Source organism: Jeotgalicoccus sp. ATCC 8456 (assembly GCF_016313225.1).
In the GTDB taxonomy this organism is placed as follows: Bacteria; Bacillota; Bacilli; order Staphylococcales; family Salinicoccaceae; genus Jeotgalicoccus; species Jeotgalicoccus marinus.
The window spans coordinates 682701-698916 of record NZ_CP066224.1 but is presented as its reverse complement, the minus strand read 5'-3'; the positions used below and the strand labels follow the sequence as shown (position 1 = coordinate 698916).

Sequence of the window (16216 nt, the reverse complement as noted above, 5' to 3'; positions counted from 1 at the left end):
ATGTCACAAAGAAATGAAAGAATTGCAGAAGAAATAAAAAAAGTACTCAGTGAAGAAATCCGCACAACAGTGACAGAGAAAGAACCTGACATTGGTATGGTGACAATCACAGAAGTCGAAGTCACTAAGGAAAACGAATTAGCGACAGTATATTTCACTGCCCTTAACAATAATAAAGAATTCGTCCAAGAGACGCTTGATAAGTTTAATGGCTTATTTAGAAAAACTGTAGCGTCAAACATTCGTTTAAGAAAAGCACCCGAAATTCAATTTAAGTATGATAATTCAATTGAATACGGTCAGAGAATTGAGTCACTCTTAAGCGATATTAAGAAGCGAGACGAATAATTTTAAAGTGCCGCAGCCGGTGGATCGGCCGCGGCTATCTTTTTATGGAGGAAACCTTATGACAAACCAAAAACATGGTGTTGTGGTGGTGGACAAACCGAGCGGTATGACTTCTCATGATGTCGTCTTCAAGATGCGTAAAGTCCTGAAGACAAAACGTGTTGGTCACACAGGAACACTCGATCCAGATGTCACTGGTGTCTTACCAATCGTAGTGGGTGATGCCACTAAGCTCACTGAGATCTTACAAATGAGAGACAAGCGCTATAGTGCAACAGTTACATTAGGAATCGCAACAGATACTGAAGATGCATCAGGGAATGTTACTGCACGTCAAGTGGTAGGTGAAAACATGAGTATTGACACAGTCAAAGAGGCGATTCAATCATTCATTGGTGGTTATAGCCAAATGGTACCTATGTACAGCTCAGTCAAAGTCAACGGAAGAAAACTTTATGATTACGCGAGAAATGGCGAAATTGTTGACCGTCCTGTAAAAGATATCTACATCGAGGACATAAAATTGACTTCTGACATTAGAAAGGATTCGAGTACTTTATCTTTTGATATTGATGTGAAGTGTTCTAAAGGAACCTACATTAGAACACTTGCATTTGATATTGGTAAAGCGCTTGGCTATCCTGCACACATGTCTTATTTGAGGCGGACGGCTTCTTGTGGATTTTCCCTTGATGATGCGACGCCACTTCAGGATTTAATTGAAAACCCTGAGGCAGTTAATGTTATCCCGGTTATTGAGATTTTAGATGATCAAGTTCATTTTGATATTAGTGATGACCAAGCTTTACAATTTAAAATCACTAACGGGCAAAAATTGGTCAAAAGTGATATATTAAATGTGCTAGGTTTAACTGAACTCGACACGGTTTTATTTACGCATCAGAACGTGCCGATTGGCATCTACAAAACGCACGTAGATAAGCCGGATCAGCTTAAGCCATTTAAAATGTTTAGTAACTTATGGGGGGCTTATGGAAATATTTAGATTGCACTATCCAAATGAGCAAGACTTATCTTCAATAGAGCCATCGGCAGCGGCGATTGGATTTTTTGATGGTTTACACCGTGGACACCTTGATGTCATTAATACTATGAAGGGCATTGCTGAAGAAAAAGGCCTAAAAAAAACGGTCATTACCTTTGATCCGCATCCGTCGGTTGTCTTAGATCCGACACGCCAGCGTACAACTTATCTCACACCGATCGATGTGAAGATTAAAAAACTTGAAGCACTAGATATCGACTACCTATTCATCATCAACTTCTCAAGTGCTTTTGCCGGTCTAGATAAAGATTTCTTTATTCAGGAATACATTATCAATACACAAGTAAAAGAAGTCATTTCTGGATTCGATTATACTTATGGTAAAAAAGGTAGCGGCACAGTCGAAGATTTAAAACAGTATACTGAGTTCAACACGACAGTCGTTGACAAACTTGATTTTGATGGTGAAAAAGTATCAACGACAAAAATTCGTGAGTATTTGGAAACAAAAGCGCTCGCTAAAGCGAATCAAGCACTCGGCCGCGCTTACGATATCGAGGGCATTGTCGTACAAGGAGAAAAGCGCGGCCGGACCATCGGCTTTCCGACTGCGAACATTGAACCGAACTATCGTTACTTCATGCCGGCGAACGGTTCCTATGCAGTGACGGTGACGATTGATAACGATGACAATGTTTATAAGGGCGTTGCAAGTGTAGGTGTCAAACCCACTTTCCACGACAACGCACGTCTAACGACAGAAGTCTATCTCTTTGACTTCAATAAAGATATCTACGGTGAAAACGTCACAATACATTGGCACCATTTCGTTCGTGATGAAGAAAAATTTGATGGTATCGAACCGTTAATAGAAGCAATCGATTCAGATGCCAAGATTGCACGCGAACTGCTGAGCGATATTTAACTCAAGGTGACTTTCGAAAAGGATGGGTTTCTATCGAAAGAATACTTGAACTTAGAGTAGAAAAATTGTATAATACTACGAGTACCTTATCTTGGCATTGTTGAAACTCCGACGCATGCTCGGATATTGGTGAATATAATTTTATTAGGAGGAATTTTCATGGCAATTTCAAAAGAAAGAAAAAATGAATTAATCGAAGAATACCGCGTACACGAATCTGATACAGGATCTCCTGAGGTTCAAATTGCAGTATTAACTGAAGAAATCAACACATTAAACGAACACTTACGTTTCCACAAGAAAGACCACCACTCAAGACGTGGACTTCTTAAAATGGTAGGTCGTCGTAAACACCTACTTACGTACCTACGTAATAAAGACGTTTCTAGATACCGTGAATTAATCGGTAAATTAGGCATCCGTCGTTAATTTTAATTGTGCATATTCATCCCCTCTCTGTCTGAGAGGGGATTTTTTGTTTATGGTTTTGTGACGGTTACGATAAAAAGGGAAATCGCGGCGCTGTGGCGGTGACAGCGTCCAATTAAGGCAATATCGGCTCCCTGTGGATCTGACAGCGGTCCGCTAGCAGAATATCGGCTCTCTGTGGATTTGACAGCGACCCGCCAACGCAATATCGGCTCTCTGTAACGACCATAGCGGCCAAATAATACAATATCAATCTAAATTATAGCGATATGCCACAACACACCAACCTCTTTTTATATATATATTTGTAAAAAAAAATGATATGATAACTATAAGTGCCAAGCTAAGGAGAGAAAACAAATTATGAATGAACAAAATAAACAAGTTTTTGAAACGACGTGGGGCGGCCGACCACTAAAAGTTGAGTATGGTGAAATGGCTAAGCAGGCAAATGGATCTGTGTTGGTACGTTACGGAGATACAGTTGTACTCTCTACGGCGACGGCTTCTAAGGAACCTAAGGATATTGGATTTTTCCCACTTACTGTAGGTTACGAAGAGAAATTATATGCTGCTGGTAAGATACCAGGTGGCTTTAATAAACGTGAGGGACGTCCGAGTGAGGATGCAACGTTAACGAGTCGTTTGATTGACAGACCGATTCGTCCACTATTCCCGGATGGTTATAGACATGATGTTCAAGTCATTTCGATTGTTTTATCTGTCGATAATGACGCATCTCCACAGATGGCAGCGATGCTAGGGTCTTCTATGGCCTTAAGCGTATCTGATATTCCATTTGATGGGCCGATTGCTGGTGTAACGGTTGGCTTAATCGATGGGGAATTTATTATTAACCCGACAGCAGAACAGATGGAAAAATCTGAGTTAGAGCTTCAAGTAGCAGGGACTAAACATGCGGTGAACATGGTAGAGGCTGCTGCCGAGGAAGTACCTGAAGATGTCATGTTAAAAGCGATTCTCTTCGGACATGAAAACATTAAGGAACTTGTTCAATTCCAAGAAGAAGCGATTGCACAAGTTCAACCTGAAAAACGTGAAGTCATTGTTCACGAAATTGATGCGGACTTCCGTACGAAGATTACAGCTGAAATTGAAGCGATGGGACTTTACGCTAAGATCCAAGAAAACGATAAGCAAACGCGTGAAGCAAACATTTCAGAAGTTAAACAAGACATCATTGCAACACTTGATGAAGAAGCGGAAGACTACGAGGCTCAAGTTCAAGATGTTTCTGCGATTTTTGATGATCTCGTTAAGGCTGAAGTACGTCGATTAATTACAGATGAAAAAGTGCGTCCGGATGGTCGTGAGCCAGCTGAAATTCGTCCGCTTTCTTCTAATGTAGGCCTGTTACCACGTGCACATGGTTCGGCTTTATTTACACGTGGTCAAACCCAAGCCTTATCCGTTGCCACACTTGGTGGTTTAGGAGAACACCAAATCATTGATGGTTTAGGCACAGAAGAGAACAAACGCTATATGCACCACTACAACTTCCCGAATTTCTCGGTAGGTGAAACTGGACCGATTCGTGGACCTGGCCGTCGTGAGATTGGTCACGGTGCCTTAGGTGAACGTGCATTATTACAAGTTATTCCTTCAGAAGAGGAATTCCCGTATACAATCCGTGTCGTATCTGAAGTATTAGAATCCAATGGTTCATCATCTCAAGCATCAATCTGTGGTTCAACACTTGCACTAATGGATGCAGGTGTACCGCTTAAAGCACCGGTTGCAGGTATTGCAATGGGGCTTGTTAAGAAAGGTGAAAACTACACAATTCTATCTGATATTCAAGGTATGGAAGATGCTCTAGGTGACATGGACTTTAAAGTTGCAGGTACACCTAAAGGAATCACTGCCATTCAAATGGATATTAAGATTGATGGATTAAGTGAAGCGATTCTTCAAGAAGCACTTGAACAAGCACGTCTTGGTCGTCAGCACATTTTAGATCATATGCTAGCAACAATTGATAAACCGCGTACTGAGCTATCAGCATATGCGCCGAAAATTGAAGTCATGCATATTAAACCTGCTAAAATCCGTGACGTGATTGGACCAGGTGGTAAGAAAATTAACGAAATTATCGATGAGACAGGCGTTAAGCTCGACATCGAGCAAGATGGGACGGTATTTATCGGTGCAAGTGATCAGGGAGCCATCAAGAAAGCTCGTGCCATTATCGAAGATATTGTCAGAGAAGCTGAAGTTGGAGAAATTTATAACGGTGAAGTGCGCCGTATTGAGAAGTTTGGTGCCTTCGTTCAACTCTTCCCAGGTAAAGATGCACTCGTTCACATTTCTCAACTTGATACAACACGTGTCAACAAGGTTGAAGATGTCGTTAAAGTGGGGGATAAAATCCTCGTTAAGGTAACGAATATCGATAACCAAGGTCGTGTTAACGCTTCACGTAAAGAGTTATTAGAATCAAACAATGAAGAAGACAAATAAATTGCCGAAAGAAATTGGAGGACAACACTGTGAAAAAAAAGCAAAATGATGCACATGTGAAAATCGTTCCTCTCGGCGGCGTTGGAGAAATTGCGAAGAACATGTACATTGTTGAAGTCGACAACGACATGTTTATCCTCGATGCAGGATTGATGTTTCCGGAAGATGAGATGCTCGGTATCGACATTGTCATCCCGGATATCTCCTATGTTTTAGAGAATAAAGATCGTCTTAAAGCGATTTTTGTAACTCATGGACACGAGGATTCGATCGGCGCAATTCCATATATTATCCAAGACTTAAACGTGCCAATCTATGGTTCACGTTTAACAATTGCATTAATTAAAGAACGTCTGAAAGAGAAGAACGTTAAAAAGAAAGTTAAATTTTACGCTATCAATAGCGAATCTGTTATGAAATTTGGGCAGACGAATGTGGAGTTCTTTGAAACTTCTCATAGCATCCCGGACTCATACGGTATTAGTATGAACACACCATATGGCTCGATTGTCTATACAGGTGAATTTAAGTTCGACCAGAGCTTAACAGGAAACTATGACTATAATATGGCGAAGATGTATGCCTTAAGTCAAAAGAATAAGACACTCGCTTTAATCAGTGACTCTACTGAAGCTGAGAAAATGGGCTACAATACGGCTGAGAACATTATCGAAGAGCACATTCTCGATAACTTCCAAAAGTCTAAAAAGCGTATTATCGTGTCATGCTACGCTTCGAACTTTGTTCGCATTCAACAAGTTTTAACAAATGCTGCCAAAGTTAACCGTAAAGTTTCCTTCCTTGGACGTACATTAGAATCATCGTTTAAGGTTGCTAGAAAACTGGGTTACTTCGACATTCCAGAAGGTTTACTTGTACCAAGCCATGAAATTAAAGATTATCCGGATAATGAACTTGTCATTATCGCGACAGGCTCACAAGGTGAGCCAATAGAAGCACTTGGTAAAATGTCACGTGGACAACATGAAGTGACCAACATTAAAGAAGGCGATGAAGTATACATCTTAACGACACCTTCTTCTAGTATGGAAGTCGTTTTATACTCTACTCAAAATGAACTTGTTAAAGCAGGTGCGACAATCAAGTCACCTGAATCAAGAATTCATGCCTCAGGACATGGTTTAGCTGAAGAATTAAAAATGATGCTAAACGTCTTTAAACCGGAATATTTCGTTCCTGTTCAAGGTGAATTCAAAAACCAAATTGCCCATGCCCGTCTTGCAACAGAGACAGGGGTTAAGGCAGAGAATATATTCCTACTTGAAAAAGGTGACGTCGTTCAGTACGACGGTACGAAGATGTATTCTAAAGATAAGGTTGAAGCAGGCAATGTCTTAATCGACGGTAGCGGTGTTGGCGACGTTGGTAACATCGTCTTACGTGACCGTAGACTTCTTAGTGAGGACGGTATCTTTATTGCTGTTGTCACAATTGACCGTCAGACACGTCAAATTATTGCAGGACCTGAAATTCAATCACGTGGATTTGTCTACGTCAAAGAATCTGAAGAATTATTAAAAGAAGCGGCTGGCCGCGTTGGTGGTATTGTTGAAGAAAACATTAGCGCCGGTAAGATTGAATGGAGCGTCTTAAAACAAAATATCAGAGACGACCTCGGAAAATTCTTATACGATGAAACGAAACGCCGTCCAATGATAATTCCAATCATTTCTGAAATATAATAAAGTTAGATCCAACGGAGATATGAGGTTATCCTAATATCTCCGTTGTTATAATTATTCTGTTAATAAAGGTGGTTAACCATGGCGACCAAAAGAAAGCGCACCACAAAGAAGAAAAAGAATGATAAAAAAACATACTATGCTAGTTTTTCATTAATACTTATTATCCTACTTATCATTACGGTGTTTAGCCTAGGTGTCGTCGGTGAATATTTAGATGCAGGATTCAATTATTTATTCGGCTCGAGTCGATACTTTACTTACTTCGTACTCCTACTCGCAGCCTTTTATCTTGCGACAAACTTAAAATTCCCATTCACGAAACGCATGTTTGGCTACACCCTAATGCAATTCGGACTCTTATTTTTCCTACATTCCATCCTGTACCTAACAAATCGAGCACTTACAGACAGCTACTATAGCTTCCAAGAAATTCTCGAATTAACAAGAGCTTCGGGCTTTGAATTTACAGGCGGTGGCGTGATCGGTCAGACACTTTTCAACTTCTCATCAACAGGAATCAGCTTCTTTGGCACACTCTTAATCAGCTTGATCTTTATCTATTTAAGCCTGATTATTGTGCGTAATAAGAGCATTGAAGAATCACTAAGAAATGATTTCACCTTTGTCATTAAAGGACTGACAGCTATCGGTGCAGGCATTGCCTCATTATTTAGCATAATCAATGAGAAAATTAAAAATAGACCGGCTAAAGAGAAGAAAACCAGTACTGGAAAAACGGCCCCTGTCATTGAAGAAGCGAACGCCGAAGCACCCTTACCAAAAAGAAAAAACAAAAAACGTGAGGCGAGATTTAATCAGACGGATGAATCAGCAAAAGAAGAAGTTTCGGATACAGACTACGAGGAGACTTATATCGAACCAGAAGTCTATGCATCCGATGAGCTCGTCAGTGAAGAACCTGAAACCAAAGACGAAGTTGGACGAGCTGATTCAGAATCTGGTTTAACAATAGAAGAGGAAATTAGTGAGAAAAAAGAAATAGAATATGAAGATGATGATGCGGATCCCCTTCACGATATTCCAGAAGGCGAAGTCGGTGATGATGAGTTTGAGGAATTTGACGCAGAAGAGTTAAGAGAACTGAATGCCTACAAACTTCCACCAATCGATATTTTAAATGACGCTGAACAGACTGCTAAAGTCAGTAATAAGGAAGTTATTCAGCAAGGTAAAGTGCTGGAAGAGACGCTTAAGAACTTTGGCGTCAATGCGAAAGTTTCTAAGATTAGAATTGGCCCGGCAGTGACACAGTTTGAAATTCAGCCAGATATCGGTGTCAAAGTTTCCAAAATTATTAACCTTCAAAATGATATCGCCCTGAGTTTAGCTGCAAAAGACATACGTATTGAGGCACCAATACCGGGTAAATCAGCTGTTGGTATTGAAGTGCCAAACTCTGTTGTCAGTATGGTGACCTTAAGAGAAGTCATTAAGAGAAGATCATCCGACAATCCACTTGAGGTTGCCCTCGGTAAAGATATTTCTGGTGCGCCGATTATGGCAGAGTTAAATAAGATGCCGCACTTACTTGTTGCTGGGTCAACAGGAAGTGGTAAATCAGTATGTATTAACGGCATTATAGTCAGTATCTTACTCAATGCTAAACCGCATGAGGTAAAACTGATGATGATTGATCCGAAAATGGTAGAGTTAAATGTCTATAACGGCATTCCTCACCTCTTAGCACCTGTAGTGACTAATCCACAAAAGGCGAGCGATGCCTTAAATAGAATCGTGAGTGAAATGGAAAGACGTTACGATTTATTTAGTCACTCTAATACAAGAAACATCGAAGCTTACAACCAGTATCTAGAACGGACTGCTGATAATCCGAAAAAAGTACAAAAATTACCGTACATTGTCGTCATCGTCGATGAGCTCGCTGACCTTATGATGGTCGCTTCAAAAGATGTAGAAGCATCGATTACTCGTATTGCCCAGATGGCTAGGGCTGCAGGTATTCACCTTATCATCGCAACACAAAGACCATCAGTTGACGTCATTACTGGTATAATTAAAGCAAATATTCCTTCCCGCATCGCATTTGCAGTCAGCTCTCAAACAGACTCACGCACAATCATTGACTCTATGGGCGCAGAAAAACTGCTCGGGCGCGGTGATATGCTCTTCTTACCATCAGGCCGCTCTAAGCCATTACGTGTTCAAGGGGCCTTCCTAGATGATGAAGAGGTCACAGATATAGTAGAATTTATAACAGAGCAGATGAAAGCAAACTATGAGAAATCAGTCATCATGAATCAAAAACAAGCAGAAAAAACAGAAGTTGAATCCGATGATGACCTATATCCAGATGCGAAGTGGTTCGTCATCGAAGAACAACGCGCGTCTGCCAGTCTATTACAGCGCCAGTTCAGAGTCGGATATAACCGCGCCGCTCGCCTCGTTGATGACTTAGAGGCTAACGGTGTAATCGGGCCGGCGAGCGGGTCGAAACCACGGAGTGTCCTGATTGAAAACCATGAAGATTAGTTAGGAGTTTTTCTTATGCAAGGTGTAGAGAAAAAAATTATTAATAATGTACCCATCGTAAAGATATATACCGCAAAGTTTAAGACAGTTGTCGTCAGCATCTACTTCCGTACGCCACTGACTGAACAAGGGGCAACAACAAGGAGTTTACTCAGTCGTATGATGGTCAAAAGAACAAGTGAACATCCGACGAATGCCAAACTGCTTGAGTACTTAGCTGAGCATTACGGTGCACACTTAACTTCTAACGTCATTAAGAAGGGTAGTGACCACCTATTAAAAGTGTCAATTGAATTTGTAAACGATAAGTTTATTCTTGAAGATATGGATATGCTTGGTGATATTACAGCACTCTTAAAAGATGTGTTGTATTCACCGTTCTCTTATAGTGAGGAAGATCAGGCATTTTTCGATAGAGAGAAGCGACTTTTAAAAAATCGTCTGACGAGCATGAAGGATAACTATGCCCAACGTGCCTTTGAGTCTCTCTTAGAGACTATGTTTGATGATGAGCCGTACCGGATTTTATCATTTGGGGATATTGAAGTCTTAGAACAATTAACGCTAGATGATGTTAAAGCAGCTCATGCTGATATGATGGCTAACAACGACATGTCAATTCTAGTTGCCGGTAAAGTGGATGATAAGGTATTTGATGCCTTAGCGAACGTTCATCAATTAGAAGAACCTAAGCTCTATCCTTATAAAGGCTACCCAATACAAGCACCTGGGGACGTGAAGTACAAGACGACAGAAAGCCGTATTGAACAAGCGAAAGCTAACCTAGGCTTTAGGGTACTGTATTCTGAACCTGGTGATGTCATGGCATTGAATGTCTTCAACCAATTGTTTGGCGGTTCTGCTTCATCACTTTTATTTACGAATATTCGTGAGAAGATGAGCTTAGCATATTCCATCCATTCACAAGTGGATATTAAAAATGGTTATCTCTTTGTTCTAGCAGGGGTAGATAACGACAATATCAAGGTCTTTGAAGATGCAGTTAAACGAGAACTTGATCGCGTTTTAGATGGTGATTTTGATGAGCGCTTCGTCGAAGAAATCAAGCGTAATATGTTATCTTCAAGAAAAGAGTCCATGGATAAGCCGAGAGGCTTGATCTCTTTAAATTATAATCGCTTACTGAGAGATCAATCGACGACTAAAGAAGTTAAAGAATGGACTGAACAATTAAAAGCAGTCACTAAGGCAGATATCATAAACCTTGCTACTAAGATTAAACTGGACACAGTATATACGCTGAAAGGCGGTAATAATGATGACTAAGTATACAAAAACATACTATGAACACGTTGATGAAACCGTCTATAAACAAGTAATGGATAACGGTTTACAAGTGTATATAATCGACAAGTCAGGTTATAATAAAAAGTTTGCAACGTATACAACTAAATATGGTTCGACTGATAATCACTTTAAGTCAGGTGATAAGGTTTACAATGTGCCAGACGGTATCGCTCACTTTTTAGAGCATAAGATGTTCGACAAAGAATCAGGTGACGTCTTTACGAAGTTTTCTGAAATGGGTGCCAGTGCCAATGCCTTTACTTCAGTGGACCGGACATCATATTTATTCAGTGCTACGGAAAATTTTGAAGAGAACTTAACGCTCTTGATGAACATGGTTGAAATTCCATATTTTACACCTGAAAAAGTGGATAAGGAAATTGGTATTATCAATGAAGAGATAAAGATGTACCAGGATAATCCAGGCTATAGACTCTACCATGAGACCCTAAATTCAATGTATGAAAACTCACCTGTTGCAATTGATATTGCAGGGACTTTAGAATCGATTTCTGAAATTACTGCAGAACACTTATATCTATGCCATGAGACATTCTATGCACCGGATAATATGGTCATGATTTTAGCAGGAGATTTCGATATCGAAGCAACGTTTAACTTTATCGAAACGCATCAAAATAAACGTCCGACAACGACACCATCAAACATTGAACGCTTCCTACCAGAAGAACCTTATGGTGTAAGTCGTTATAATCAAGAACTTCAACTGCAAGTGACCACACCAAAAGTGATGCTCGGTTTTAAATCACTCCCGGATGATGCAGATAGTCATTTACGATCAAAACGTGATGCAGCGATGTTATTTGCCTTAGATATGGTCTTTGGCGAACAGTCTAGTTATTATGAGGATCTTTTAGAACGCGGCATTATAGATGATTCCTTTAATTTCTCTTATCAAGAAGATAATCTAGTCCGTCATACTTTGATGGCTGTGGAAACTGAACATCCAGAAACATTTACACAAGAAATAATCCGCATTATTAAAGAAGTTAAAGACTCAGATTTCTTCAGCGAGAAGCGATTGCAGAGTCAAAAGCGAGAGTTATTAGGTGATTACTTAACGAGCTTAAACTCTCCAGAATACGTTGCGAATCAGTTTACTAAGTATCTCTTTGATGGTGCCGATCTCTATGAAGTGCCAGATCTAATCAATAGTATTAGCTTAGATGACTTGAAGGAATTCTTTAATAATTCTATCGATGAAATGAATGTCTCAAGTGTCATCGTGAAGCCACATGACTAAGGTTGTCATCGTCGGTGCAAGTGGTGATATCGGATCATCGGTCCATAAGAAATTTAAAGATGATGATGTCATCACATTCTCAAAGACACAGGCGCCGAAATTTCAAAGTACCCATCATTATTTAGACTTGAGTCAGCCAATTGAAAGGGACGATCTAGCGTCATACTTTCAACACATTGATGTCATCGATACATTAATCTACACTCCAGGCGAAGCTTTGTTTGAACTCATCCAAGATACGGATTTAAGCACTGTAGATAAACAGTACAATATAAACATACGTAGTTTGGTCGCTTTTATTCAGATATTGCTTCCTAAGCTGAGAGAAAGTGAGCAAGCATCGATTATCGTCATGTCCTCGGTATGGGGAACATACGGCTCAAGTATGGAAAGTGTTTATAGTGCCTTTAAAGGTGCACAGGAGACCTTGGTCAAATCCTTGGCCAAGGAGTTTGCACCGTCAGGAATTTCAGTAAATGCTATAGCACCTGGTGTGGTCCGTGGTAGAATGACATTAAAGCTAAGTAAAGAAGACATAAAGTATATGTTAGAAGATTTGCCGCAAGGCCGTTTAATTGAGCCTGAAGAAGTGGCAGACCTCACTCTTTATTTAGCATCTAGTAAAGCACGAAGCATTACGGGAGAGGTTTTAAAAATCAACGGGGGATGGTTTACATGAATCCAACACAACCTGAATTTTATCCTGAACGTACAGTAGAGGTGTATTTAGAATATAAAAATTTAGATGACAGGCCAGGTTTACTGGGCGATATTCTAAGTCTTTTAGGTAATATTGGTCTTTCAATTAAAACGATTAACGGTGTTGAAGTTTCACAGCGTGCACTGTTGATTCGTACGGACGATATGTGGAAGTTAGAACGATTTAAAAACATCGTCAGACACATCCATGAGATTGAAATTATAAAGATTAGAAAACCGACCATTACTGACCGTTTGACCCTACGTCATGGCAGATTCATCAAACGTGCTGAAGAGAACAAGAATATCTTTAGTTTTACACGTGATGAAATTAGTATTGTTGTTGACTTTCTAGCGAGTTTATTTGAGATTGATGATACTTTCTTAATTGGTGTCCGCGGCATGCCAAGAGTTGGTAAGACAGAATCCGTAGTTGCGGGGAGCGTGACAGCTGGTGATAAGTGGTTGTTCTTATCGTCAACAATGTTAAAACAGACGGAAAGAACGAGTCTTCACAAACAGGAATACGACAAAGGTAACGTCTACATTATAGACGGTGCTGTCACGTCTAAATCAACAAATAATGAACATAAACGTCTGGTCAACGAAATTATAAACTACGAGGGTACGACTGTCGTCGAACATCCTGACTTACTAATGGAAGATCCTTACTTTAAACTGACTCAAGATGATTTTGATTACATTATTGAAATACGTGAGTACGAAGGTCAAGAAATTACTTATGAAAAACATAAGAAGCGTCACTGGTTTGAAAGTGACAACATGGACTTTTTCTAATTGGAGCTAAAGATTATGAAACTAGGGACTTACTTAAAAAATAAAAGGGAAAAATCCGGCATCACTTTAAGAGAGATGGAAAGTGGCTCAGGTATAAAAAAATCAGTCATCTTAATTATCGAAGCGGGTGACTTATCAAAACTCCCTGAACCGAAACATACCAAACACCTTATTAGAAAGTATGCTGATTACGTAAAACTCGATGCTGATATGCTCTTTGAGCGTTTTAGTGATGAGCTTCCAAAAGCGACAACAGATCAGCAGAAGAGAAATCAAAAAGAAGATCAGGACTTTAAATACTTAAAGAAAATTTTAATCGGTTTTATTACGATGATCCTAGTCTTGTTTGTTGTTTGGCTTGTACTTTTGCAAATCGGTTCTGAAGGTGACCTCTTTGAAACTAAACGGGTCTATGAAACAGACTCTGAAGTTATTGATGACATTGCTTCATCAAATGAAGAAGAATCGACCGAAGCACCAGAAGAAGAAGCTGAATCTGAAGAACCAGAAGGAGAAACAGCTGAAGAAGAAACAGAGGAAACAAGCGAGGAAGAAGCTGAAGAAGCGCCGACAACCGATGTGAGTTTTGTCAATCGTGAAGGTAATACTTTGATATACAATATTACGACGAGTGACACTTTTTCAGTGGAAATTTCAGGAGATGAGCCTTCTTGGGTTAGCCTAACTGATGACCTTGAAAATTCTTATCTATATGAGGAATCTGAAGGTGGCACTTTTGATATTGATCCAGAAGCGTCTGTATTAAATTTGGCACTCGGAAACTCTACGAATTTTGATGTCTCAATTGATGGTCAGCCACTCGACAATTCCTTACGTGGTGATACGGTAACAATATATTATCAATTTAACATAACGAGGGAGTGACAAAATGAATATACCTAATTGGTTGACTGTGTTTCGAGTCATCCTTATTCCAGTCTTCTTAATCTTTGCCTTAGTCGATTTCGGTTTTGGCAATACGACCTTCCTCGGTGGGGAAGTTATCCGTATTGAACAGCTCATTGCTGCTGTTACCTTTGTCGTTGCCGCATTGACTGACTTTTTAGATGGCTACTTAGCCCGTAAATGGAATCTCATTACCAACATGGGCAAATTTTTAGATCCGCTTGCCGACAAACTCCTCGTCACGACCGGTTTAATTGTCCTAGTTGAATGGCATGTTATTTCATCCTGGATTGCAGTCGTCATCATCGCACGTGAATTTGCAGTCACAGGTTTAAGACTCTTACAAATTGAGCAGGGCTACGTGTCAGCAGCAGGCCAGCTTGGTAAAGTGAAGACGGTCTTTCAAATGTTTGCACTAGTATTTTTACTTTTCGGTGATATTATGACAAGCTTCCTACCATTTTCACCAGGTATGGTATTAATGTACATTGCAGTCTTCTTTACAATCTTATCTGGAGTCGAATACTTTGTTAAAGGCCGTGCTGTTTTTAAGGCAGACCATAAATAAAAAATTGTCGATAAAAACCAACAGAAAAGTGAAGTTTAGTAATGAATCCTGGCGGTAATTAGAAAATGGTCAGCAAAAATTAAAATTTTGTATTTAAAAGCGAACATATATTCGCTTTTTTATTTTATGAGTGATATAATAAATATGAAATCACGACTGGAGGTACATTATGGACGAAAGACATAAAGCGATAGATACAGTAATTAAAAATATGGAAAAATCATTTGGTAAAGGTTCGGTAATGAAGCTAGGAGATGACGTTGGACGTAAGGTACAAACCACTTCATCAGGATCAGTCACAGTAGACAGAGCACTCGGTGTAGGCGGTTATCCTAAAGGCAGAATTATAGAAATCTATGGACCGGAATCTTCAGGTAAGACGACAGTATCCCTACACGCGATTGCAGAAGTTCAGAAAAATGGAGGCATCTGTGCCTTCATTGACGCAGAGCATGCGCTCGATCCAGAATATGCTAAGAATCTTGGTGTAGACATTGATAATTTATATATTTCACAACCAGACACAGGTGAGCAAGCACTAGAAATTACAGAAGCTTTCGTACGTAGTGGTGCTGTAGATATGGTCGTTATCGACTCTGTAGCAGCTCTAACACCTAGAGCGGAAATAGAAGGTGAGATGGGTGACTCTCACATGGGTCTTCAAGCCCGTCTGATGTCTCAGGCACTACGTAAACTTTCAGGTGCCATTTCTAAGTCAAACACAACTGCCTTATTCATCAACCAAGTTCGTGAGAAAATTGGTGTGATGTTCGGTAACCCAGAAACAACAACCGGCGGACGTGCCCTAAAATTCTATAGCTCAGTACGTCTTGAAGTCCGCCGTGCGGAAAGTCTTAAAGTCGGTCAAGATATCGTTGGTAACCGTACTAAGATTAAAGTTGTAAAAAATAAGGTTGCACCACCGTTTAAAGTGGCAGAAGTCGACATCATGTATGGTGAAGGTATTTCTCGCGTCGGTGAAGTGATTGACCTTGGTGTAGAAGAAGACATCATTGAAAAAAGTGGTGCTTGGTATTCTTACAATGGTGAAAGACTTGGCCAAGGTAAAGAGAATGCGAAGAATACACTAAAAGAAAACACTGAACTATACGAAGAAATCCAAAGAAAACTGCGCTCGGCACTCGGCTTTGGGGAAGATATTGAAGTCACTGAAGAAGAGGATGAGAAAGAAAGTACACTCTTTGATGAAGATGAATTAAAATAAGCTTATATAGCAATTTATTAAAAGTCGGCAAGCACGGGAAAT

The 16216-nt window shown here is 39.9% G+C and carries 14 protein-coding genes; all 14 read left to right on the top strand.

The window, feature by feature from the left end; all coding sequences use genetic code 11:
- The 14 genes from rbfA (at window position 1) to recA (ending at window position 16174) form a co-directional block, all read left to right on the top strand.
- Window positions 1–348 (top strand): 30S ribosome-binding factor RbfA, encoded by a 348-nt coding sequence (rbfA, locus tag JEM45_RS03550; RefSeq protein WP_026867612.1) that lies wholly within the window; start codon window positions 1–3, stop codon window positions 346–348.
- A gap of 58 nt (window positions 349–406) precedes the next feature.
- Complete coding sequence (truB, locus tag JEM45_RS03545; protein ID WP_198687817.1) at window positions 407–1354, top strand: tRNA pseudouridine(55) synthase TruB; 948 nt, start codon at window positions 407–409, stop codon at window positions 1352–1354.
- Entirely contained in the window at window positions 1341–2279 is a 939-nt protein-coding gene (ribF, locus tag JEM45_RS03540; protein WP_198687816.1) for a riboflavin biosynthesis protein RibF, read from the top strand. The genes truB and ribF overlap by 14 nt, the downstream gene beginning before the upstream one ends.
- Window positions 2280–2438: 159 nt before the next feature.
- Entirely contained in the window at window positions 2439–2708 is a 270-nt protein-coding gene (gene rpsO / locus JEM45_RS03535) for a 30S ribosomal protein S15 (protein ID WP_026867615.1), read from the top strand.
- A gap of 363 nt (window positions 2709–3071) precedes the next feature.
- Window positions 3072–5189: a polyribonucleotide nucleotidyltransferase gene (pnp, locus tag JEM45_RS03530; protein WP_198687815.1), complete on the top strand. Its 2118-nt coding sequence runs from the start codon at window positions 3072–3074 to the stop codon at window positions 5187–5189.
- Window positions 5190–5218: 29 nt separating this feature from the next.
- Complete coding sequence (locus tag JEM45_RS03525; protein ID WP_035857284.1) at window positions 5219–6892, top strand: ribonuclease J; 1674 nt, start codon at window positions 5219–5221, stop codon at window positions 6890–6892.
- 81 nt (window positions 6893–6973) lie between these two features.
- Window positions 6974–9406 (top strand): FtsK/SpoIIIE family DNA translocase, encoded by a 2433-nt coding sequence (locus JEM45_RS03520; protein ID WP_198687814.1) that lies wholly within the window; start codon window positions 6974–6976, stop codon window positions 9404–9406.
- Window positions 9407–9421: 15 nt separating this feature from the next.
- The gene (gene yfmF, locus JEM45_RS03515) at window positions 9422–10693 is read left to right on the top strand and encodes an EF-P 5-aminopentanol modification-associated protein YfmF (RefSeq protein WP_198687813.1); all 1272 of its coding nucleotides are present in this window, start codon (window positions 9422–9424) and stop codon (window positions 10691–10693) included.
- A complete protein-coding gene (gene yfmH / locus JEM45_RS03510) occupies window positions 10686–11978 on the top strand; it encodes an EF-P 5-aminopentanol modification-associated protein YfmH (RefSeq protein ID WP_198687812.1) in 1293 nt (430 codons plus the stop codon). Before yfmF ends, yfmH begins: the two co-directional genes overlap by 8 nt.
- Window positions 11971–12657: an SDR family NAD(P)-dependent oxidoreductase gene (locus JEM45_RS03505; protein WP_198687811.1), complete on the top strand. Its 687-nt coding sequence runs from the start codon at window positions 11971–11973 to the stop codon at window positions 12655–12657. The genes yfmH and JEM45_RS03505 overlap by 8 nt, the downstream gene beginning before the upstream one ends.
- Window positions 12654–13475, top strand: coding sequence for a DUF3388 domain-containing protein (locus JEM45_RS03500; protein ID WP_166626518.1), 822 nt, complete (start codon window positions 12654–12656; stop codon window positions 13473–13475). The genes JEM45_RS03505 and JEM45_RS03500 overlap by 4 nt, the downstream gene beginning before the upstream one ends.
- A 15-nt stretch (window positions 13476–13490) precedes the next feature.
- Window positions 13491–14360: a helix-turn-helix domain-containing protein gene (locus JEM45_RS03495; RefSeq protein WP_166626519.1), complete on the top strand. Its 870-nt coding sequence runs from the start codon at window positions 13491–13493 to the stop codon at window positions 14358–14360.
- A 4-nt stretch (window positions 14361–14364) separates the two neighbouring features.
- Window positions 14365–14949 carry a CDP-diacylglycerol--glycerol-3-phosphate 3-phosphatidyltransferase gene (gene pgsA / locus JEM45_RS03490; protein ID WP_198687810.1) on the top strand — a complete coding sequence of 195 codons (585 nt, stop codon included), beginning with the start codon at window positions 14365–14367 and terminating at the stop codon, window positions 14947–14949.
- Window positions 14950–15118: 169 nt separating this feature from the next.
- On the top strand, window positions 15119–16174 hold the full coding sequence (recA, locus tag JEM45_RS03485; RefSeq protein ID WP_166626521.1) for a recombinase RecA: 1056 nt from the start codon (window positions 15119–15121) through the stop codon (window positions 16172–16174).
- Window positions 16175–16216 lie beyond the last annotated feature (42 nt).